The organism is Pseudomonas sp. FW305-3-2-15-C-LB1 (assembly GCF_058787615.1).
On the sequence record NZ_JBYSZX010000001.1, the window covers coordinates 820,142 to 839,258 of the forward strand.

Genomic DNA, 19,117 nt, shown 5'->3' on the forward strand with positions numbered 1-19,117 from the left:
CCTGGAGGAACCCATCATGAGCCGCATGGCTATCCGGTTACGCACCGCCAGTTTCGCGATGCTGCTGGGCCTCGGCGCCAGCAATGCTTTCGCCCAGTCGCCTGCTGAATTCATCGAGCAGGCTTCGGCCAAAGGCATGGCCGATATCGAAACCAGCCGCATGGCCCACGCCAAGACCTCGTCCCAGGAAATCAAGGACTACACCATCGAGGTGATCAACGAGCGCACCCTGGCCAACCAGCACCTGGCGGCCATCGCCAAGAAGCTCGACCTGCCCGTGGCGCCGCGCGAGAAGATTGTCGATAAAGCCGAAACCCTGATGCCCGAACTCAAGGACGGCGACTCCTTCGATGCGGCCTACACTGCGCAGCAAGTGAAGGAAAACGAAGACGCCATCGCCCTGTTCAAGCAGGAAGGTGCGGCGTCGGATGTGCCGGAAATCAAAGCCCTGGTCGATGAGACGCTGCCCAAGCTGGAGGAGCGTCTGCAAAAAGCCCGTGAATTGGCGTCGACCTATGGCAAAGGTCATCAAGGCGACGGTTGAGCCTGTCTCCTGAACTGAAAAAACGGCGGCTGGATCTTCTCCAACCGCCGTTTTTTCATGCCTGGTTCAAATCGGTCTTGGTCGCTGCCGCATCGTCGGCGGCATGACCACAACTGCTGTTCAGGCTTACCGTGCCGGCGTTGCCGATGCTGCGATATTCCTGGCGCAGTTTTTCCAGTTCCTTGCGATCCAGCCCATCCAGGCTAAGTACCGCATTCTGTGCATCCTTGGACACACGCAGTAGCTCGTCGATCTTGATATGCAGGATGTCGTTATCGCGGTTCTGCGTGTTCTGGATCAGGAACACCATCAAGAAGGTGATGATGGTGGTCGAGGTATTGATGATCAGTTGCCAGGTGTCGTTGTAGTGGAAATACGGCCCGCTCAAGCTCCACGCCAGGATCAGCGCCACTGCCGCGTAGAACGTGCGCGGGCTGCCGGCCCAGCGGGACAGGGATTGGGAGACTGCGGAGAATTTCATGACCGTTTTCCTTGGAAGGGTGATGAAGTTATGGACCGCAGGGAATCTTTGAAATTTCTTTTTACATTTGACCGACGCTTCTTAAAACGCCAATTCGACCTGGCCAGTACCTTCAAGCGCGAGCAAATATTGCTTGGCTTTCAACCCTCCGGCAAACCCGGTCAAGCCGCCCGACGCGCCAATGACCCGATGGCACGGCGCAATGATCGAAATCGGGTTACGTCCATTGGCCGCGCCCACTGCGCGAACGGCTTTAGGGTTACCGATCTGCTGGGCAATTTGGCTGTAGCTGCGGGTTTCGCCAAAGGGAATGGTGAGCAGCGCCTGCCAGACCTGCTTCTGAAAATCGGTGCCGGTAAAGTCCAGCTCAAGTTCGAACTGGTTACGGTTGCCGGCAAAGTACTCGTGCAACTGGCGTTCGGTCTCCAGCAACACCGGGCTGTCATTGGCCTCGTGCAGTTCACCCAGGCGCACGCGGTTGGCGCGTTCTTCTGCCCAGAGGATGGCGCTGAGTTTGCCAGCACGCGCCACGAGGGTGAGTACGCCGACAGGCGAAGGCATGAGCTTGTATTCGTAGGACATGAGCGGGCTCCTGGGTAGGCGGGGTAGCGTTGAATCTAGACCACGCCGCCCAACTGGAAACTACGTTTCTTGCGATTGAATTCGGTTTGTTCAGTGGTCCTGCTGTAACACTTTAAGTGCCGCTGAAGCCAGAAAGCCGGAACGGCTTTTTTCTTCCGGGTGGTGCAGCACATATTCATCGATGCGGTTCAGCAGATAACCGGGCAGCGTGATGTTCAGCTTCTGCGCCTTGCCCAGGTACTTGGTGACATCAATGTCCACCACCGCCCAGGTGCAACCTGCATATTGAGGGTTGGTGGCGTGCAAGGTGACCTTTTGCGCGCTGGGAATCGGTGCACCGTCTTCCGCCAGGATCTCGAAGTGTCCTTCAATGGCTTCGCGGGCCATGGCCATGGCGTCGTCCAGGTCATCGCCGGCGGAGTAGCAGCCGGGAATATCCGGGACTTCCACGCCCCAGGCGTGGTCGTCGTCGCCGGTTGAAATTGCAATCGGGTAAAGCATGTCTGTTGTCCTCCACGGACGGTTAACTCAGCAGAGCCTGTTTCAAAATGCTCTTGGCGGTCTTGTCCAACAGGTCCTTCTTTGGATGGGGAATCGTCACCAGCCCCGGTTTTGTCGGGTGCTTGAAGTGGTGATGGCTGCCTCTGATGCGTACCAGATACCAACCGTCCGCAACGATGTGACCTATCAAATATCGGCTATCCACAACACCTCCGTGTGGTGTGTGATGGTGGCGACTATAACCACTGAAATGAAATTATCAACACTCTACCTACCAGTGGTCGATGACCGGCGTTTTGGCAGGTGGTCAAGAGAGTGTATGAGCGCGGCGGAATGGCGCCGCAAGGAGGTATTGCGAGGTTTTGCAGCGGCGTTACCGGACCTTTAGCGTCTGTGCAATGACTGCGAGAAACGCATCAACCAGTACACTTTTTGATTCTGTTCGGGTCAGTACCAACAGCTGCGCACACGCATCCGCTTCCACCAACGGCCTGTACGTCACGCCTTTATTCATCAGGCTCTGCGTACACGCCGGCACCAACGCCACGCCTTGTCCGGCGGCCACCAGCGCAATGATCGAGGTGATCTGCCGCCCGGTCGGGCCTGGGCGTAGCGGCTGGCCGTGGTGCCGGTAAAGCTGTTCGATGGACTGGTTGAGCCCCGAGCCATAATCCGCTGGAAACAGAATCAACGGGTAGGCACAGAGCTGCGCCAGGCTGACGTTAGAAAGGCTGGCCAGCGGGCTGTCGCTGGACACAGCGGCCACCAGGCGTTCTTCACCCAGGGACAGCGCTTGCACCGCTTCGCCTTGGGGCAACAGGCGACTCAGGCCGATATCCAGCCGCCCATCTGCCACCTGCGCACCCAGGCTGCCCGAGGCGCATTCCACCAGGGTCAATTGCACATCGGGAAAGCGTTGGGCAAACGCCTGGATCGCCTGGCTGAACAGGTCCGACAGTGCGATCGAGCTGACATAGCCTAACGCCAGTTGCCCGGCCGTACCTGCCGCGAGTTTGCCGGCGATCACCTGTGCCAATTCCACCTGCTCCAGTACGCCGCGTGCATAGGGCAGGAATGAGCGGCCTTGCGCGGTGAGGGTGACCGTGCGGCTGGTGCGGTCGAACAGCTTGAAGCCCAGCTCGGTTTCCAGCGCCGAGATCTGTCGCGTCAGCGGCGGTTGCGCCAGGTGCAGACGAATGGCTGCGCGGCCGAAGTGCAATTCTTCGGCGACGGTCAGAAAGTAACGCAGCTTGCGTAGGTCGAGCATCCTGGTCCTTGGGTATCGATCGGTCCGAAATCGGTATTGGTTCAAGACCTGCCGGCCATTCTATAAAGACCTCACAAAATAAAACGAGAGGTTTCATGAAACCGCGCCTGCATTGTGCCCGTCTTGCCCTGTTCCTGTGTGGCTGCGCGGCGTTCCTCAACCTGTATGCCACACAGAGCATTCTCCAGACATTTGCTACGCAGTTTCACATCAGCGCCAAGGCGGCGGGGTGGAGCATCACCGTGACGACGCTGGCCGTGGCGATCACTGCGCCGTTCGTCAGCCGCCTGACCGGGCGCTTCGAACCACGCACGGTGATCAGCACAGCGGCTTTGCTGTTGGCGCTGCCGTCACTGATGACCGCCTGGGCCGACAGCTTTGCCGAAGTGTTGGTGTGGCGGTGTGTGGCGGGGGTGTTGATCCCGGTGGTGTTCGCCACCAGCGTGGCGTATATCGGCGACCGCTGGCGTGGCGGTACGCTGACGGAAGTCACCAGCCTGTATGTGGCAGGGACCGTGCTGGGTGGGTTCGCCGGGCGTTTCATCACCGGCGTCGTGACTGAATATGTCGGCTGGCGCGAAGCCTTTGAATGGCTGGCGGTGCTGAGTCTGATGGTGGGTGGGTTTATCCAGTTTCTGTTGCCGATGAGTCGTGCGCGATCAGAGAAGGTTCAACCCTCGTTCTCGGCGGTTTTTAGCAAGCCTTTGCTGGCTGCCTACGCCGTAGGATTTTGTGTGTTGTTCTCACAGGTCGCAGCGTTTACCTACGCAGGTTTGTACCTTGGATTACCGCCCTTCAGCCTGGGGCCTGCGGCATTGGGCACGCTGTATATGGTGTTTTTGCTGGCGCTGATCGTGATCCCCATTGCCGGGCGCCTCAGCAAATCCCGGCCCCACGCCGAACTGCTGAGTGTGGCAGCGCTGCTGGGCATCAGCGGCTCGGCGCTGACGCTGGTGCCTTCCTTGTGGTGCATCGTGGTGGGCCTGGCCCTCAGTTCTACCGGCGTATTCCTCGCGCAGTCGGCAGCCAACGCGTTCACCACGGTAACGGCCCGTGACAATAAGGCAGGCGCTGTGGGGGTGTACCTCACGTGTTACTACCTGGGCGGCAGTTGCGGCGCCATTGTCCCGGCATTGATCTGGGAACGCTGGGGCTGGGCCGGGTGTGTGGCGCTGATTATCACCTTCCAGGTGTTGACCTTGCTGATCGCCCTGACCGGCTGGAGGCCCGCCAAACCTCAACTGATCCCGACGCCATGAATGCCATCCCACCCCGCCGTCGCACGCTGATCGCCGGCTGCAGCGCCCACGCCGTGCATGATGGCCTGACCGATGTCATCTACGTGCTGCTGCCGATCTGGCAAACACAGTTCGCCTTGTCCTACGCCCAGGTCGGGCTGTTGCGCGGTGCCTATTCCGGGATAATGGCGGTGTTCCAGCTCATGGCCAGCCGCGCCGCAAAACGCTGGGGTCGAGTGCCGATGCTGGTCGGCGGAACCGCGCTCGCCGGCACGGCTTACCTGTTGGTGGGCCAGGCCACCGGGCTGGTGATGCTATTGCTGGCGCTGCTGCTCGGTGGGCTGGGGGCCAGTAGCCAACACCCGCTGGCGTCTTCGATGATCAGCGATGCCTACGAAGACGGTGGCGGAATCAAGCAGGCGTTGTCCCAGTACAACTTCTCCGGCGACATCGGCAAAACCCTGATCCCCGGTCTGGTCGGCCTGTTGCTCACGCTGATCAGTTGGCGCGCCAGTGCCACGTTGCTGGGGTTGCTGGGGTTGGCGGCGGCGGGGTTGCTGTGGTGGCTTATTCCTGCGCAAACATCCGAAGCGTCCTCGACCAAAAAAGCCAAACCCTTCACCGGAACAGGCTCCGTCACCGGTCTGCGCGCACTGATCCTCACCGGCACCCTCGACAGCGCCGTGCGCATGGGTTTTCTCACCTTCCTGCCGTTTCTGCTGCAGGCCAAGGGGGCCGGCACCGCCGGTATTGGCCTGGCCCTGACCCTGCTGTTTATCGGCGGCGCGTTCGGCAAATTATTCTGCGGCTACCTGGGCGCACGCATCGGCATGATGAAGACGGTGTGGTTGACGGAGGGCAGCACGGCACTGCTGATCGTGGCGGCGGTGTACCTGCCGTTGAGCGGGTTGATGGTGATGTTGCCGGTGCTGGGGCTGGTGCTCAACGGCACGTCTTCGGTGTTGTACGGTGCGGTGCCCGATCTGGCACCAGCAGAGAAACGCGAACAGGCGTTCGCCGTGTTCTACACCGGCACGATTGGTGGCGGGGCATTGGCGCCGATGGTGTTCGGCGGGGTGGGGGATGCGCTGGGCGTGACGGTGGCGGTGATGCTGCTGGCCGGTATGTTGGGGGTGACGTTGCCGTTGGCGTGGGTGGTGCAGCGGGGAATTCACTCAAGCGATTGAGTGTCTGGCGGTATGTCCAGCTCGGGCGGCGTTGGTCCAGGAGCCAACGCCTTGTACAGACTCCAGGCCGCCCATACCACGGGGGAGGAAAGCCGAAAAACACAATGTGCATCTACGCGTTGACGGCTGAAGTCTGATCTTGCGAAGTTGCCTACACGCTCATCGGAACGCGTTGGGTTGTACACCATGGGAAGGCTATTTATGGTTTGTCAGCCGCTACATGCTCGATGGCAACTGCACGCAACGCATAAAGTGTGCCGGTATCCCGAAAGCTACCCGGTTCACTCGCCTGCGTGCAGTTGCCACCCTCCCATCAAATTCAACGCATAAAAAAACCGGCCACCAAAGGACCGGTTTTTTGCATCCCTCGTCAGAGACAACCTGACGCGGAACGAGAATCCGAGTGGAGCGGGTAGAGGGAATCGAACCCTCGTCGGAAGCTTGGGAAGCTACTGTTCTACCATTAAACTATACCCGCTCAGAGCGGCTGACTTTGTACCAGAAGTTCGCCGGAATTTGAAGTTTTTCTTCAAAAAAATGTGTGGGTTACAGATGTCTCACACATCGACAAGCGAACCCATTGCAGGAGCGAGCTTGCTCGCGAAAGACTCAAGAGCGCCACGTTCTCTCAGGAGACGAGCGTTATCGTTGACGTTCTTCGCGGGCAAGCCCGCTCTTGCAAGGGGGCGTGTTTCAGAGTGCAAAGGCATGTTGTGCCGGGCCGGTCTGATAACGCAATCGGCTGACCTGGCGCTCCGGTTTCAAGAAGCCCACCACCGCATCCCGGCTGTCCCGACAGGCGGCCTTGTGCTCCATGTCCAGGAAATGCCCCGTGGCCTGGATCGTGCTGAAGCTGCTTTTTGCCACATGCTGGCCAAACAGCTTGGCATCCTGGGCGCTGGTGTATTCGTCCCATTCACCGTTCAAAAACAACACCGGGATGTCGATCTGCCTGGCTGCCTTGAGGTAGCACAGGCGGTCACTGTTGAGCACATGGCTGATGTGGAAGTGCATCTGCCCATACTCGTGCTCGGCCAGGCTGCTCACGTGCTTGTAGTTGAAGCGCTTGAACAGTGACGGCAGGTGTTTGCCGATGGTGCTGTTGACCAGGTGGCCGACGCGGTCGCGGTCGAGGTTGCCGAGGTAGTCGACGCCGCGTTCCAGGTAGTCGCGCATGGGCGCGTTGATCACTGGGGAGAACGAGCTGATCACGGCTTTTTCCACGCGACGTGGCCGGTGGGCGAGGGCGACCAGGGTGGCGGCACCGCCCCAGGAAAACGACAGCACATGTTCAGCGGCAAAGTGGTCGATGAGCTCCAGCAGGAGCTGGCCTTCGACTTCCTTCGTCAGCATCTGCTCATGGCGGTTATGGATTTTGGAGCGACCGGCGTAGGGCTGGTCGTACAAAACCACATTGAACTGCGGGTACAGGCTTTTCACGGTTTGGGCGAAGGATGCCGTGGTGGCCATGGAGCCGTTGACCAGGATGATGGTCTTTGCAGCAACGTCCGCGCGATAGAACTCCGTGTAAACCCGATACTGACCCTGTATATCCAACACAGCGATTTCTGGCCTCATGTCGTAAGACTCCTGGCAAGCGGGTAGGGCGCGCAGATCACTCTGCACGAGCTTTGTGACAGGTAGGCATACGCCTGGAAAAGGAGGGCCCATGTCGATCCGATGACGGCTGGCCGACGGGTGTTGTTGTGACGGGCTGTTTGCCTGGAAGGCCCGTAGATCAAGCGCGGGCGGGGCAAGGTATTTCTTGGAGGTTATAGGCGACTCGCCAGTCATATTTGAACTGGTGATCCTGATTCAAGCAGTCGAGTCGGTACCTCGCAAGGTGACCTGGCGGTTTTTTGCTATCACCGGCTGAACGGTCGTCAGACCTGTCGGATTTCGTCGTCAGTCAGCGCCCGATACTGGCCAGGCGCAAGGGTCGCATCCAGCACCAGGGGGCCCATGCGCTCGCGGTGCAGGCCGATGACCTTGTTATCAAAGTGCCCGAACATGCGCTTCACCTGGTGATAACGCCCTTCGATGATGCTCAAGCGAGCGCGTCTCGGCCCGAGCAACTCCAACTCGGCGGGTTGGGTGGTCAGGTCTTCGAAGGCGAAGTACATCCCCTTGGCAAATGTCATTGCGTACTCGGGGCCGATAGCCTGTTCGGTCTCGACGAGATAGATCTTGGGCAACTTGGTCTGCGGTTGCGTCAGGCGCCGCGACCATTGGCCGTCGTTGGTGATCAGCATCAGGCCGGTGGTGTTGAAGTCCAGACGACCGGCAATGTGCAATTCGCCTTTGTCCGGCTCATCGAGTAAATCCAGAACCGTCGGATGTTGCGGATCAGACGTGGCGCTCACGCACCCCCGGGGCTTGTGCAGCATGAAGTAACGCGCTGGTTTGCCTGCCTGCAGCACCTCATCGTCAACGCTCACTCGGCTGAATTCCCGCACCTCGTGATGGGGGTCGCTGACGGCCACGCCATCCACCGCCACACGCCGCTCAACCAACAGCAGGCGCACTTGCTTGCGATTGAAGCGCGGCAGGTTACTGAGGAAACGATCCACCCGCATTACGTCGGCTCAACCCTACGCAGTTGCTCATCGACCTGGGCACAGCGCGGGCACAGGCAGGCCTGGTTGCGCAGTTCATCGGGCAGGGCCTGGAGCACCGCCGGGTCGATGGTGACGCTGTAGCACCAGCAGGCCTGGTCAACCGTACGTGGGTCAGCCAGGCTGCAGTCGTTGCGTGCACCGCAGGCGGGGCAAAGGGTGGGTGTGGTCATGGGCTGGTTCGGGCAAGGTTGCGGATGATTCCGCCAGGCCCTGTACGATACAGGGCCGTCCCCGCCCAGGCCACTCAGAGCTGGAACTTGCTGACCAGCACGTTGAACGAGGTGGCCAGGCGCGACAGGTCCTGGCTGGAGGCGTTGGTCTGATGGGCGCCGGCGGCCGTCTGGGTGGACAGGTCCTGGATGTTCAGCAGGTTGCGGTCCACTTCGCGGGCCACCTGGGCCTGTTCCTCCGAGGCCGAGGCGATCACCAGGTTGCGTTCATTGATCTTCGCCACGCTGGTGGTGATCCGTTGCAGCGCTTCGCCGGCGTTCTGCGCCAGGGTCTGGGTGTTGTTAGCCCAGGTCAGGCTCTTGTTCATCGCCGCGACGGCGTCGTCGGCACCGGTCTGCACTTCACCAATCATCTTTTCGATATCGACCGTGGACGTCTGGGTGCGATGGGCCAGGGCGCGCACTTCATCGGCGACCACGGCAAAACCGCGACCTTGCTCACCCGCACGGGCCGCTTCAATGGCCGCATTGAGCGCCAGCAGGTTGGTCTGGTCGGCGATGCCACGGATCACATCGATCACCTTGCCGATCTCCCGTACCTGCCCGGCGAGGTCTGCCACCGACTGCGTGGAGTCATTGATCTCAACCACCATCGAGCTCATGCCGGACACCGCCTGTTCCACTTGCTGGCGACCCTCTTCGGCTTCGGTGGTGGCCTGGCGCGAGGCTTCAGAGGTCGAGACGGCGTTGCTGGCCACTTCGTCCACGGCGGCGGTCATCTGGTTGACGGCGGTGGCCGCCTGTTGGATCTCATCGTTCTGGCGGGTCAGGCCACGGCTGCTTTCATCGGTGACCGCACTCAGTTCTTCAGCCGCCGATGCAAGCTGGTCGGACGCGTTGGCGATTTCCACCAGGGTGCTTTTCAGGCCGCCCTGCATATCCGAGAGGGCCATCAGCAGTTGCCCGGCCTCGTCGGTGCGTTCGGTGATGATGGCTTGGGTCAGGTCACCCTGGGCGATGCGTTGGGCGCTTGCCACGGCCTGGGCGATGGGGCGGGTGATCAGGCGGGTGATCAACACGCCAATGGTCAGGGCGATGATGAAGGCCAGCACAATGCCGCTGATCATCCAGGTCAACGCGCTGCTGCGCAGTTCATCCGCAGCGGCGGCGCCTTCCTTGATCTGGCGGTTATTGGATTCGACCATCACGCGGATCAGCTCGCGCGCCTGGCGGAAGAGCTCATTGTTGGTGGTATTGAGCTCGGTGCGGGCCTGATCGAGCTGACCACCGTCGAGCAGCGCCATGATGCGGTCCGAACTGCTGATGTAGGTGGGCCAGAGTTGGTCGAGTTTGTCGCCGGCTGCCCGTTCGTCGTCTTCCAGCGGGGTTGCGCGGTAGGTGGAGTAGGACGACTGGCTGCGTTTGAGTTCCTGGGCGATATCCTGGCGCACACGGTCGCGATCCTGGGTGGAAACGTCACCGTTGCTGGCGTCCAGCAAGCGGTACAGGCCGCGGTTATGGGCCACCAGACCGTTGAGCGTGGCGGCTGTGGTGCTTACCGAGACGAGGTTGTTGGAGAACGTCGACTCCAACGCCGTGGAGAGGCGAACCACGCCTTTGATCCCCAGCAGGCCCACCCCCAGGGTGACCAGCGCGCACAGTAGGAATGAGAGCAGCAGTTTGGTTGAGATTTTCATGAGTCAGGTCCGGGCAGGGTAGCGAAGGGTGCACGCTAGAGCCTCCCTGGCCCTTGGCGATGTCATAGTGACATCATCGCAATTGAGAAAGTTGCGAGCCAGATAAATTTACTGAATCGATAAAGCGCACGTAGATGTTTCAACCTATTACGAAAACGCACCAGATTCAGTTTTTGATGTCAGATATTTCGTCATTCAATGAAAGTTGAGTGCCGCCCTCCAGCGTCGCTGGAGGCGCTCTTCCGCGGTCCAGGAGGCCGCCATGTATCGACGACTGCTGCTCAGCGCTTTACTCGGTCTAACCCTTTCCGCTTGCGTGCCCTATTACGATGGAGGCCAGAGCTACTATCGATCCGAGGTCTATACCTCACCGGCACCGGTGTATTACTACGGCGGCGGCACGGCGTATCAGTACCGCCGTGATTACTACCCCGCGCCGCGCTACTACGCGCCACAACCGCGCTACTACTCGGCCCCGCGTTATTACCAGCCGGCGCCGCGTTACTACGGGCCGCGTGCCGGTTACCGGCCGTATCCAAACCAGGGCTGGGGCGGAGGTCATTGGGGGAATGGTGGTGGACACGGTCGCGGTTCCGACCATGGAGGTGGCCGCGGCGGTCACCGTTGACGGGCCTGTACGGCAAGCGGCGCATGAAGCGCCGCTTTTTTTTGGGGGCGCAGCCGTCAGTAATCGGACAGGTCGGCCAGCGGATGGCGACCTTCCCACGCCTTGTCGAAGTGGGCCTGCACCACCGCCTCAGGAACGGCGTTGATATCCGGCCAATGCCAATGGGGTGCCTGGTCCTTGTCGATCAAACGCGCGCGCACCCCTTCGCTGAATTCAGGATGACGGCAGCAATTGAGGCTCAGGGTGTATTCCATCTGGAACACCTGGGCCAGCGACAGGTGACGGGCGCGCTGGATCTGTTCCCACACCAGATGGGCGGTCAGTGGGCAGCCTTCGCTCAACGTCTTGCCGGCACGGCTGAACAGTGGATCGGTATGCTCACTCAGCAGGCTCAAGGCGCGCCAGGCACACCGCACGTCGCCCACATCCAGCCATTCGTCGATCTGTGCCCGGCGCGGCAGCCATTGCGCTTCGGGTTGCTGGCTGGCGGCTTCCTGGGCCAGCGCCTTGAGCAGGCTGTTGAGCTGCATCGGGGTCTGTTCCTGCCAGTTCAGTTGCAGCAGGCCATCAAGCAATTCGTCCTGCTGGTCGTCACGCAGGAAACGGTCGGCCAGGCCCAGGTCCAACGCGTCACGCCCGTTTATATGCGCACCGGTGAGTCCGAGGAACAACCCGAGCTTGCCCGGCAGGCGCGACAGGAACTCACTGGCGCCGACGTCCGGGTACAGGCCGATGCTGATCTCCGGCATGGCCAGCCGGCTGCTGGGGGTGACGATGCGGATCGCGGCACTTTGCAGCAGACCCATGCCGCCGCCCAGCACATAGCCGTGGCCCCAGCAAATCACCGGTTTCGGGTAGGTGTGCAGGCGGTAATCAAGGCGATACTCCGCCGCAAAAAATTGCGCCGCCAGCGCCGGCACCACACCGGGCTCTTCGCGACAAGCCTGCGCCAGGCTGCGCACTTCGCCACCGGCGCAAAAGGCCTTGGGGCCGTTGCCGCGCAACAGCACGCAGACGATATTCGGGTCTTTGGCCCAGGTGTCCAGGCGACTGCTCAAGGCGAGGATCATCGGCAGGGAAAGGGCGTTGAGGGACTTTTCAGCGTCGAGGCTGGCGATGCCGATGCGGGCACCGTCGCTGCCGGTCAGCTCTTCGAAGTGCAGGTTCATCGTGACCTCAATCGAGAAGGTGAAGGATGAGTATGATCGCTTCGCAGGAAAGTGGCGTCGATGTGTCAGATCAATTGACAAGCGGGGTCGGCTTTCCTAGGGTTCGCCTCATTCTTTTTGACAAGACCATTCAACCATGACCGACGACGACCGTATCAAACTCGAACCCAGCTGGAAACACGCCCTGCGGGATCAGTTCGAGCTGCCGTACATGGCCCGGTTGCGCGAGTTCCTGCGCCAGGAACATGCCGCCGGCAAAGAGATCTACCCGCCCGGCCCGCTGATTTTCAACGCGCTCAACTCCACGCCACTGGACAAGGTCAAGGTGGTGATCCTCGGCCAGGACCCGTACCACGGTCCCGGCCAGGCCCACGGCTTGTGCTTCTCGGTGCAACCGGGCATCCCGACGCCGCCGTCGCTGCTCAATATCTACAAAGAGCTCAAGCGCGACTTGAACATCGACATCCCCAACCACGGCTACCTGCAAAGCTGGGCCGACCAGGGCGTGCTGATGCTCAACACCACCATGACCGTCGAGCGCGCCAATGCCAACGCCCATGCGGGCAAGGGCTGGCAGTTCTTTACCGATCGGATTATCGAAGTGGTCAGCGAACATCAGCCGCACCTGGTGTTTCTGCTGTGGGGCGCGCATGCCCAGAGCAAGCAGAAGCTGATCGACGCGACCAAGCACCTGGTGCTGACGTCGGTGCACCCGTCGCCGTTGTCGGCGTATCGCGGGTTTTTGGGTTGCGGGCATTTCAGCCGGACCAACAAGTTTCTTGAGCAGAATGGCGAAACGGCAATTGATTGGGTAGTGCCGCAGCTTTGAGTCCGCCTGGGTACGACGCAAGCGAGGTTTTCGCCGTAGGACCCTGTTAGTTCTGACAGTATCCAAGGCGTCGATTTCTGTTTTAACTGTTCTCCTGACCGTAGGCGGCGGGTGCGTGCCAGCGCAGTAGCCCAAGGTCGCCATATCATGGGTTGCGTTGGGAGAATGAGATGACTGACTCAAAGGTGCGCCAACAGAAAAAAAACGTCGCTAAAAACACCCGTCCCAACAAAAGAAAAAAGAACACTCCTGCAGCGGGACGTGCCGCTCCCTCACCCGGGGTGGTCGGCCCACTACCGGAAGATGGCCTTCCGCTGTTATGGGACGAAGCCGCTCACAAAATTCCCCTCTCAGTTCGGGGCCAGCCCTTCAAAGTTACCATTCCAAGCGTGTGGATGCCCAATAATGCAGCCACTAACGTGCGCACCGACATTCGATACTTCTGGAAGGGCGATCATGTGCATACCGCGCAGATTTTCGGTCCCTATGATCCTGCCGTCCTGTTCCCCTACACCCAAGAGCTGCCGGCATGGTTGTTGGATTCTCCCGGTATCAGCCTGCTGTACTACGAAATCAGTGGGGTATTGTTGCCGACGGGAGAGTCTGAGCGAACCCTGATTGACGTCGATGATAGCCCCCCCAACCTGGATAACCCGGGTACCGAATTGATATTCAACGACTACACGCTTGATGGCGTGAGTGATGCCGAACTCACCGCCGACGCAGGTATCCCCTGTGAAGTTCCGCGATACATGATCATGCGCACTGAGGACGTGGTCATGGTTTACTTTGGAGTCCTCCCCCATATCAATTACGTCGACCGCTTGGTCGTTGAACGGCGCCATATTGAAGACGGTGATCCGCTGCAGTTCTTGATACCCGAAGATTTTGTTCGCAACAGTGGGGGCGGTGAGCGGTGGGTGTCGTATCGGCTGATGGACCGTGTCGGCAACATTGGGCCTTTTTCCGATCCGGTCAAGCTCGATATCAACCTTGTTTCCTTGCCAGACTTGCTCCGGCCTTTGGTGCCTCGGGCAGAAACTGATGGCCTGATTGATCTGGATGATATCCGCCAAGGCGTTAGCGTCTCCATCCGCGAAGTGGTAGACGCAGAGCAGGGAGATATCATTACTCTGCGTTGGAACACCCATGTGTTGGCGACGATTACCGTAGGTCCGCTACAGATCTGGCCCATCCCTGTGGAGGTCGCGTGGCCGATATTCCTGGCGGGCGGGTTTGACGCTCGGTACCCGGTACGGGTCTGGTACCAGTTTGCGCGCGGTTCGCTCACCAAAAACTCACCGGACACCTTCATTGAGGTCGATGCTACGGTGGCAGGTGATCCTCCGGTCGGCCCCGATCCGATCAACCCCATGTTGCCGCGTGTAACGGTCAAAGGGGTCACTGAGGATAACGTGATCACTCCGGCAGACTCACCCGGCCCTGTTCTGGTTGAGGTGCCTTTGTTCGTCGATCCGGAGGTGGGGGAAAACCTGCGCCTTTTCTGGGGCAATGACGGTGCATTTGCCGATATCAAAGTGGTTGATCCCGGAGATGTCGCCGGGCAGAACGTGCGGTTGTATGTGCCATGGGCCTTGATCGTAGCGGGTGGTGGACTGGTAGACGTTTATTACTGGACCTACAACGGCGTCAATTATCAACGTAGCCCTGCCACCGAAGTGCGGGTTGAGTTGGACACGCTAACGGGGCTGCTTGCAGCCAACGTGCTGAACGATCACCCGAATAAGTGGATCACCTGCGACACCGTCCCTCAGCCCTATGAGGCGGTCATTGTGGGGATTCCCTGGAGCACGACTCACTTTGAAGTCGGGGATAAGGTCAGGTTGTTCTGGAGCAGTCACCGCACGACCCATGGTGGGGGGACGCCTATTCCGGGGACTCAGGTCTGGTTTGAAGTGGAGCTGACAGACGCCCACAGAATTGCCGGCGTAGTAGAGGTGGATATCCAACCTTTCGACCCGTTGATCACGGTGCCAGGGCTGATTCCAACCAATGGTTCTGGGTTGCATTACTACCGCCTGTATAAAGCCTCTGGCCCAACTGGGAGGTCAGCAGCCAGACCCTCGCGGATTGACCTTATCCGGCCTAGTGGATCGACGTGTCTCGCTCCGCCCGCAGGTAAGCGGTCGAAGCCTGGCAAATCAAAATCCCAATAGAAAACAGGTTGAATGACAGGGGGGCTTAAGGCCTAATGCCAGTCAGTTAAGCTGACTGGCATTTTTATTTTTGATCGGGTATTTCGGCGATTTCAGCCTGATAGATCGAGGATAAATGCGCTCTTCCCGTCGATGGGGAAGAACATAATGCGGGGCAGAGGCATGCAGCTCGGCCAGGTATTTTGGGATGTTCCCGGAACGGTCGGCCGATACACTGTTGATGAAGCCTAAAATTGCCCAGGTGCATGCGGTGAAGCTCATTTCACACGGGTAGATTCCCGGACAGTGGCGACTCATTTCCACCATCTGATAGCGCAACAAGTTGTAGCCCAGCAACACTCCCCACAGCTCTTGCTCAATCATCTCGGGCGTCTTGCTGCGCAACGTATAGCTGCTGTTGAGCAGCGTCTGCTTCATCTCCCGAAACCCTAACTCGATCTCCCAGCGCTGGCTGTACAGGTCAACGATTTCGTCGGATGGAAAACGCAGCGGATCGGCCATCGACGTCAGGATCTGACATACCTTGCCCTTGACGGTTTTGCTCAGGAGGCGCGCCATCAGACGCTCCGGCAGCCCCGGCCATTGTTTACGGGCTTGTGGCGATGTGCTTAATGAGACAACCGCATCTTGACGACCCAAACGCTGAACAACGTCGTACTGCGCGCCTTTTCGCAGTGGCATCAAGCAATGACGCTCGGTGCCCGCTTGTTGCCATTGGTGCAACAGCCCCAAAGAATAGAAGCCGCGATCAACAAAGTCAGCGAGTGATCTGGCGTAGTCTCGATCAATTGCTCAGCCAGCTTCATTTCGTTGCTGCGGTAACCGTCAAACGCGCTGCCGATCAGCATATGGCTGGTCAACTCCATTTGGCAGACCATACGCACCTGCGGGAACCCGGTGTCGCCGTGCTGGTTGCTGGCCGAGTCGTAGCGTGCTCGATTTTCGGGGGTGTCAGGCGTTCGCCAGACGACCCCGTCGACACCCAGCAGGCGCAAACCGGCCCAAGTGGGATGGCCAGCCGCCTCATGCCAACTTTTCTGAGTCAAATCGAAGACTTGTCGTACGGCCTCACTGCCCAGTCTCTGGCGGGCTTGGACTACGGCGCTGGGCGCAACCAGCGGGCGCTGGCCTGGCAGCATGATGTTCATGCGACTGACCACATCCCACGCCGACATGCGCCGGAAGAACGCCATGGAAATCACACACCAAAGCATCACTTCCAGCGGCAAGCGCCGCTTGCGCAGGGTCGCTACGCCGGCCTGCTCAAGTGCCTGCTCGACCAAAGAAGGATCGAGCAAAGAATCCAAACCCTCGATTGAGTGGGGAGTGGAGGCGATGTTGTGGGTCAGTTCCAGTGCCCGAGCGAGACGCATAAAAAAATCCGATGCCAGTACAGGCATCGGATTTTGATTTCTTGCGGCCAAAGGTCAAGCGAGAAGGCTTAACTGATCGGCATTAGGCTTAAGGCCCCCTTGTTGTTATCAATCAGGGCCGGCACTAGCAGCATTAGAGCTAATAAAAGAAATGTAAGCGTCTGCCGAAGTCACCTTGCATGACTCAGGCAGATACCCACTGATGCGGCAGCAGTTGGTCAATCTCACTCGCCCGCTGTGTCGGTAGCCGCGTCAGCACATCTTTGAGATAAGCATACGGATCATGCCCATTCATACGCGCCGATTGGATCAGAGTCATGATCGCCGCCGCCCGCTTACCGCTGCGCAACGAGCCGGCGAACAACCAGTTGGAGCGCCCAAGAGCCCATGGCCTGATCTGGTTTTCGACGGCATTGTTATCTATAGGCACAGCACCGTCTTCCAAGTAGCGCGTCAGCGCTACCCAGCGTTTAAGGCTGTAATCCAAGGCTTTGGCTGTTGCTGATCCGTTGGGCACAAGATCGCGATGAGTCAGCATCCACTCGTGCAGTGCTTTCGCCAACGGCGCTGCTTTTTCTTGCCGTATTCGGCGGCGATCCTCGTCACTCATCTCACGTGCCTGGCGCTCAACTTCGTACAGGCCGCCAATCGAGTGCAGTGCCTGTTCGGCCAGTTGGCTTTTATTCGCCGCGTGCAGATCGAAAAACTTGCGGCGCGCATGAGCCATGCAGCCAATTTCGGTCATGCCCTTCTCGAACCGGCTTTGTAGCCAGCAAAGTCATCGCACACCAGCTTGCCATTCCAGGAACCCAGAAAGTTACGCGCATGCTCACCGGCGCGACTCGGGCTGAAGTCATAGACGACTGCCTTAAGTGCCGAAAACGGTGTAGTGCAGTAAGCCCAAACGTAGGCTCGATGGGTTTTCTTTTCACCGGGCGCAAGCATCTGCACCGGCGTCTCGTCGGCGTGGACAACTCGTTGCGCTAGAACCGCTTCTCGCAAAGCATCAACCAGTGCTTGAAGCTGTACACCGGTCTGTCCGACCCATTGGGCCAGTGTTGAGCGCGGGATCGCTAAACCGGCGCGTCCAAAGATTTTCTCCTGCCGATACAGCGGCAAGTGATCAGCGAACTTCGCCACCATCACATGAGCCAGCAAACCTGCGGTCGGAATCCCCTTGTCGATCACTTGAGCTGGAACTGGCGCCTGGATCAGTGTTTCGCACTGACGGCAGGCCCATTTTCCACGCACATGCTGTTCGACGATGAACACGCCCGGTGTGTAATCCAACTTCTCGCTCACATCTTCGCCGATGCGCTGAAGCTGGCGGCCGCAAGAGCACTGCGTGTTTTCCTGTTCGTGATGAATCACGGTACGTGGAAACTGCGCTGGCAGCGGTGCACGCTTGGGTTTTTGACGTGTTTGCTCTGGCGCCGGGGCCGGCAAGAGTGCGCTCAATTCGGCGTCGATAGCCTCAAGATCAGTATTGAGCAAGTCGTCGAGCAAGTGGCCTTGCTCCGGGCTGATCTGCTCACTGCGCTTGGCAAACCGGTGTCGCTTGAGGACGGCGATTTCATGAGTCAGCTGTTCGATGAGGGTCTGATCGTGATGGATCTTCCTACCCATGGTGTCGACCTTCGACATCAACTGCGCTGCTAACGCACGCAGTTGGTCGGGGGTCATTTGGTCGAGGTCGGGTAAGGAAGTCATGCCCTGGATTTTACCAAAGCAGATCGCTGGCGACAGCTCGCCAAGACGCGAATTACATTTTAAAGCAGCGTGATGGTGCCTCCAGCGCCGACACGCTGCCAAGGTAGGCCAAGCACCAGGGCCTGAAGTTGTTCGGCGTCCAGTTCCATTTCGCAACCTTGTCGAATACCTGGCCAGTGAAACTTACCCTGGTTCAACCGTCGTGCGGCCAGCCAGACACCAATTCCATCATGCACCAGGACTTTCATGCGGGTAGCACGGCGATTGGCGAACAGATAAGCGCAGTGCGGCTTCGCCGCACCGAACACCGCAATCACCCTGGCCAGAGCGGTCTCGGTGCCAGCACGCATATCCATGGGCTCGGTGGCGAGCCAGATGCTGTCGATGCGGATCATAGGGCAAGTCCACGGACAAACTGAGCGCAGCCCTCAGGGTCGGAAGCAGGCCATTTCACGGTGATGGTTTGCTCGCCAAATGGCAGTTCAATAACCGCCGACGCTTGAGCCTTTGGCTTGGGATTTACCGGTGCGACGTTCACGGGAACAAACGCAGGCAGCACGACTGCCTGCTGATCACGAAAAAGCGGTAACCAACGGCGCACGACATTAGCGTTGATGCCGTGACTCATCGCGATGGCCGCCACGGAAACACCGGGCTGTTGGCATTCGTGAACCACTTGGGCTTTAAAGGATTTTGAGTAGGACTTACGTTCACGCATGGCGATCCTGATATTAAGGGTAATTGCGTCCGCTTAAATTACGCGGACACAATCGACCTTAATGCTGGGGTTCGGTAGGTGTGTTTGCCGGCCCCTTACAAAGAAATAGCGCACGTTCTTATTGTTTTTGGCGTTTTGCGAAGGTGTGCGGCGAAACATCAGCGACGATGCTTGAGTCGATAACACTCAAAACTGTCAATGTTGACAGGTGTGCGAAGGATGCTGGAG

The 19,117-nt window shown here is 59.2% G+C and carries 18 protein-coding genes, 1 tRNA gene and 2 pseudogenes; 6 read left to right on the forward strand and 15 right to left on the reverse strand.

Annotated features, from left to right (window positions below; genetic code table 11):
• Positions 1-16: 16 nt before the first annotated feature.
• Entirely contained in the window at positions 17-544 is a 528-nt protein-coding gene (locus AC3WP7_RS03765) for a DUF4142 domain-containing protein (protein ID WP_071488912.1), read from the forward strand.
• 55 nt (positions 545-599) lie between these two features.
• On the opposite strand, the gene AC3WP7_RS03770 is transcribed toward AC3WP7_RS03765, so the two are convergent.
• The 5 genes from AC3WP7_RS03770 to AC3WP7_RS03790 all read right to left on the reverse strand — a co-directional run bounded on the left by AC3WP7_RS03770 (position 600) and on the right by AC3WP7_RS03790 (position 3,375).
• Positions 600-1,025: a low affinity iron permease family protein gene (locus tag AC3WP7_RS03770; RefSeq protein WP_092241350.1), complete on the reverse strand. Its 426-nt coding sequence runs from the start codon at positions 1,023-1,025 to the stop codon at positions 600-602.
• An 81-nt stretch (positions 1,026-1,106) separates the two neighbouring features.
• Positions 1,107-1,607, reverse strand: coding sequence for a methylated-DNA--[protein]-cysteine S-methyltransferase (locus tag AC3WP7_RS03775; protein WP_092241352.1), 501 nt, complete (start codon positions 1,605-1,607; stop codon positions 1,107-1,109).
• Positions 1,608-1,697: 90 nt separating this feature from the next.
• Positions 1,698-2,108, reverse strand: a complete 411-nt coding sequence (locus AC3WP7_RS03780; RefSeq protein WP_102593060.1) for a type II toxin-antitoxin system HicB family antitoxin — start codon at positions 2,106-2,108, stop codon at positions 1,698-1,700.
• Positions 2,109-2,130: 22 nt separating this feature from the next.
• A complete protein-coding gene (locus AC3WP7_RS03785) occupies positions 2,131-2,313 on the reverse strand; it encodes a type II toxin-antitoxin system HicA family toxin (protein ID WP_003189411.1) in 183 nt (60 codons plus the stop codon).
• 168 nt (positions 2,314-2,481) lie between these two features.
• The gene (locus AC3WP7_RS03790) at positions 2,482-3,375 is read right to left on the reverse strand and encodes a LysR family transcriptional regulator (protein ID WP_093119191.1); all 894 of its coding nucleotides are present in this window, start codon (positions 3,373-3,375) and stop codon (positions 2,482-2,484) included.
• A gap of 95 nt (positions 3,376-3,470) precedes the next feature.
• On the opposite strand from AC3WP7_RS03790, the gene AC3WP7_RS03795 reads away from it, so the two are divergent.
• Entirely contained in the window at positions 3,471-4,634 is a 1,164-nt protein-coding gene (locus AC3WP7_RS03795) for an MFS transporter (protein WP_102593059.1), read from the forward strand.
• A complete protein-coding gene (locus tag AC3WP7_RS03800) occupies positions 4,631-5,800 on the forward strand; it encodes an MFS transporter (protein WP_102593058.1) in 1,170 nt (389 codons plus the stop codon). The genes AC3WP7_RS03795 and AC3WP7_RS03800 overlap by 4 nt, the downstream gene beginning before the upstream one ends.
• A 404-nt stretch (positions 5,801-6,204) precedes the next feature.
• On the opposite strand, the gene AC3WP7_RS03805 is transcribed toward AC3WP7_RS03800, so the two are convergent.
• The 5 genes from AC3WP7_RS03805 to AC3WP7_RS03825 all read right to left on the reverse strand — a co-directional run bounded on the left by AC3WP7_RS03805 (position 6,205) and on the right by AC3WP7_RS03825 (position 10,285).
• Positions 6,205-6,278: transfer RNA gene (locus AC3WP7_RS03805), tRNA-Gly, on the reverse strand.
• A 215-nt stretch (positions 6,279-6,493) separates the two neighbouring features.
• Positions 6,494-7,378, reverse strand: coding sequence for an alpha/beta fold hydrolase (locus AC3WP7_RS03810; protein WP_102593057.1), 885 nt, complete (start codon positions 7,376-7,378; stop codon positions 6,494-6,496).
• 305 nt (positions 7,379-7,683) lie between these two features.
• Complete coding sequence (locus AC3WP7_RS03815; RefSeq protein ID WP_102593056.1) at positions 7,684-8,376, reverse strand: pseudouridine synthase; 693 nt, start codon at positions 8,374-8,376, stop codon at positions 7,684-7,686.
• Complete coding sequence (locus AC3WP7_RS03820; protein ID WP_071488921.1) at positions 8,376-8,588, reverse strand: cysteine-rich CWC family protein; 213 nt, start codon at positions 8,586-8,588, stop codon at positions 8,376-8,378. Before AC3WP7_RS03820 ends, AC3WP7_RS03815 begins: the two co-directional genes overlap by 1 nt.
• Positions 8,589-8,662: 74 nt before the next feature.
• Positions 8,663-10,285 carry a methyl-accepting chemotaxis protein gene (locus tag AC3WP7_RS03825; protein ID WP_102593055.1) on the reverse strand — a complete coding sequence of 541 codons (1,623 nt, stop codon included), beginning with the start codon at positions 10,283-10,285 and terminating at the stop codon, positions 8,663-8,665.
• 262 nt (positions 10,286-10,547) lie between these two features.
• Here AC3WP7_RS03825 and AC3WP7_RS03830 point away from each other — a divergent pair, with 262 nt between their 5' ends.
• The gene (locus AC3WP7_RS03830; protein WP_083351549.1) at positions 10,548-10,913 is read left to right on the forward strand and encodes a hypothetical protein; all 366 of its coding nucleotides are present in this window, start codon (positions 10,548-10,550) and stop codon (positions 10,911-10,913) included.
• Positions 10,914-10,969: 56 nt separating this feature from the next.
• On the opposite strand, the gene dspII is transcribed toward AC3WP7_RS03830, so the two are convergent.
• A complete protein-coding gene (dspII, locus tag AC3WP7_RS03835; RefSeq protein ID WP_102593054.1) occupies positions 10,970-12,082 on the reverse strand; it encodes an enoyl-CoA hydratase/isomerase DspII in 1,113 nt (370 codons plus the stop codon).
• Positions 12,083-12,218: 136 nt separating this feature from the next.
• On the opposite strand from dspII, the gene ung reads away from it, so the two are divergent.
• Positions 12,219-12,911, forward strand: coding sequence for a uracil-DNA glycosylase (ung, locus tag AC3WP7_RS03840; RefSeq protein ID WP_092241372.1), 693 nt, complete (start codon positions 12,219-12,221; stop codon positions 12,909-12,911).
• Between the two features lie 170 nt (positions 12,912-13,081).
• Entirely contained in the window at positions 13,082-15,088 is a 2,007-nt protein-coding gene (locus AC3WP7_RS03845) for a hypothetical protein (RefSeq protein WP_139212835.1), read from the forward strand.
• A 42-nt stretch (positions 15,089-15,130) separates the two neighbouring features.
• Here the strand turns inward: AC3WP7_RS03845 and AC3WP7_RS03850 are convergent.
• From AC3WP7_RS03850 to tnpA, 4 genes and pseudogenes are all read right to left on the reverse strand, one after another.
• A pseudogene (locus AC3WP7_RS03850) lies at positions 15,131-16,461 on the reverse strand (IS4 family transposase).
• 184 nt (positions 16,462-16,645) lie between these two features.
• Positions 16,646-18,171 (reverse strand): annotated as a pseudogene (gene tnpC / locus AC3WP7_RS03855) (IS66 family transposase).
• Between the two features lie 59 nt (positions 18,172-18,230).
• Positions 18,231-18,566 (reverse strand): IS66 family insertion sequence element accessory protein TnpB, encoded by a 336-nt coding sequence (tnpB, locus tag AC3WP7_RS03860; protein ID WP_139212834.1) that lies wholly within the window; start codon positions 18,564-18,566, stop codon positions 18,231-18,233.
• Positions 18,563-18,889 carry an IS66-like element accessory protein TnpA gene (gene tnpA, locus AC3WP7_RS03865; protein WP_092247174.1) on the reverse strand — a complete coding sequence of 109 codons (327 nt, stop codon included), beginning with the start codon at positions 18,887-18,889 and terminating at the stop codon, positions 18,563-18,565. The genes tnpB and tnpA overlap by 4 nt, the downstream gene beginning before the upstream one ends.
• Positions 18,890-19,117 lie beyond the last annotated feature (228 nt).

Coding starts and splice junctions, on each gene's coding strand:
- AC3WP7_RS03780 (WP_102593060.1), bottom strand. CDS start 2,108: ATGCTTTACCCGATTGCAATTTCAACCGGCGACGACGACCACGCCTGG.
- tnpA (WP_092247174.1), bottom strand. CDS start 18,889: ATGCGTGAACGTAAGTCCTACTCAAAATCCTTTAAAGCCCAAGTGGTT.
- ung (WP_092241372.1), top strand. CDS start 12,219: ATGACCGACGACGACCGTATCAAACTCGAACCCAGCTGGAAACACGCC.
- AC3WP7_RS03815 (WP_102593056.1), bottom strand. CDS start 8,376: ATGCGGGTGGATCGTTTCCTCAGTAACCTGCCGCGCTTCAATCGCAAG.
- dspII (WP_102593054.1), bottom strand. CDS start 12,082: ATGAACCTGCACTTCGAAGAGCTGACCGGCAGCGACGGTGCCCGCATC.
- AC3WP7_RS03800 (WP_102593058.1), top strand. CDS start 4,631: ATGAATGCCATCCCACCCCGCCGTCGCACGCTGATCGCCGGCTGCAGC.
- AC3WP7_RS03790 (WP_093119191.1), bottom strand. CDS start 3,375: ATGCTCGACCTACGCAAGCTGCGTTACTTTCTGACCGTCGCCGAAGAA.
- AC3WP7_RS03825 (WP_102593055.1), bottom strand. CDS start 10,285: ATGAAAATCTCAACCAAACTGCTGCTCTCATTCCTACTGTGCGCGCTG.
- AC3WP7_RS03770 (WP_092241350.1), bottom strand. CDS start 1,025: ATGAAATTCTCCGCAGTCTCCCAATCCCTGTCCCGCTGGGCCGGCAGC.
- AC3WP7_RS03845 (WP_139212835.1), top strand. CDS start 13,082: ATGACTGACTCAAAGGTGCGCCAACAGAAAAAAAACGTCGCTAAAAAC.
- AC3WP7_RS03820 (WP_071488921.1), bottom strand. CDS start 8,588: ATGACCACACCCACCCTTTGCCCCGCCTGCGGTGCACGCAACGACTGC.
- AC3WP7_RS03810 (WP_102593057.1), bottom strand. CDS start 7,378: ATGAGGCCAGAAATCGCTGTGTTGGATATACAGGGTCAGTATCGGGTT.
- AC3WP7_RS03765 (WP_071488912.1), top strand. CDS start 17: ATGAGCCGCATGGCTATCCGGTTACGCACCGCCAGTTTCGCGATGCTG.
- AC3WP7_RS03830 (WP_083351549.1), top strand. CDS start 10,548: ATGTATCGACGACTGCTGCTCAGCGCTTTACTCGGTCTAACCCTTTCC.
- AC3WP7_RS03795 (WP_102593059.1), top strand. CDS start 3,471: ATGAAACCGCGCCTGCATTGTGCCCGTCTTGCCCTGTTCCTGTGTGGC.
- AC3WP7_RS03775 (WP_092241352.1), bottom strand. CDS start 1,607: ATGTCCTACGAATACAAGCTCATGCCTTCGCCTGTCGGCGTACTCACC.
- tnpB (WP_139212834.1), bottom strand. CDS start 18,566: ATGATCCGCATCGACAGCATCTGGCTCGCCACCGAGCCCATGGATATG.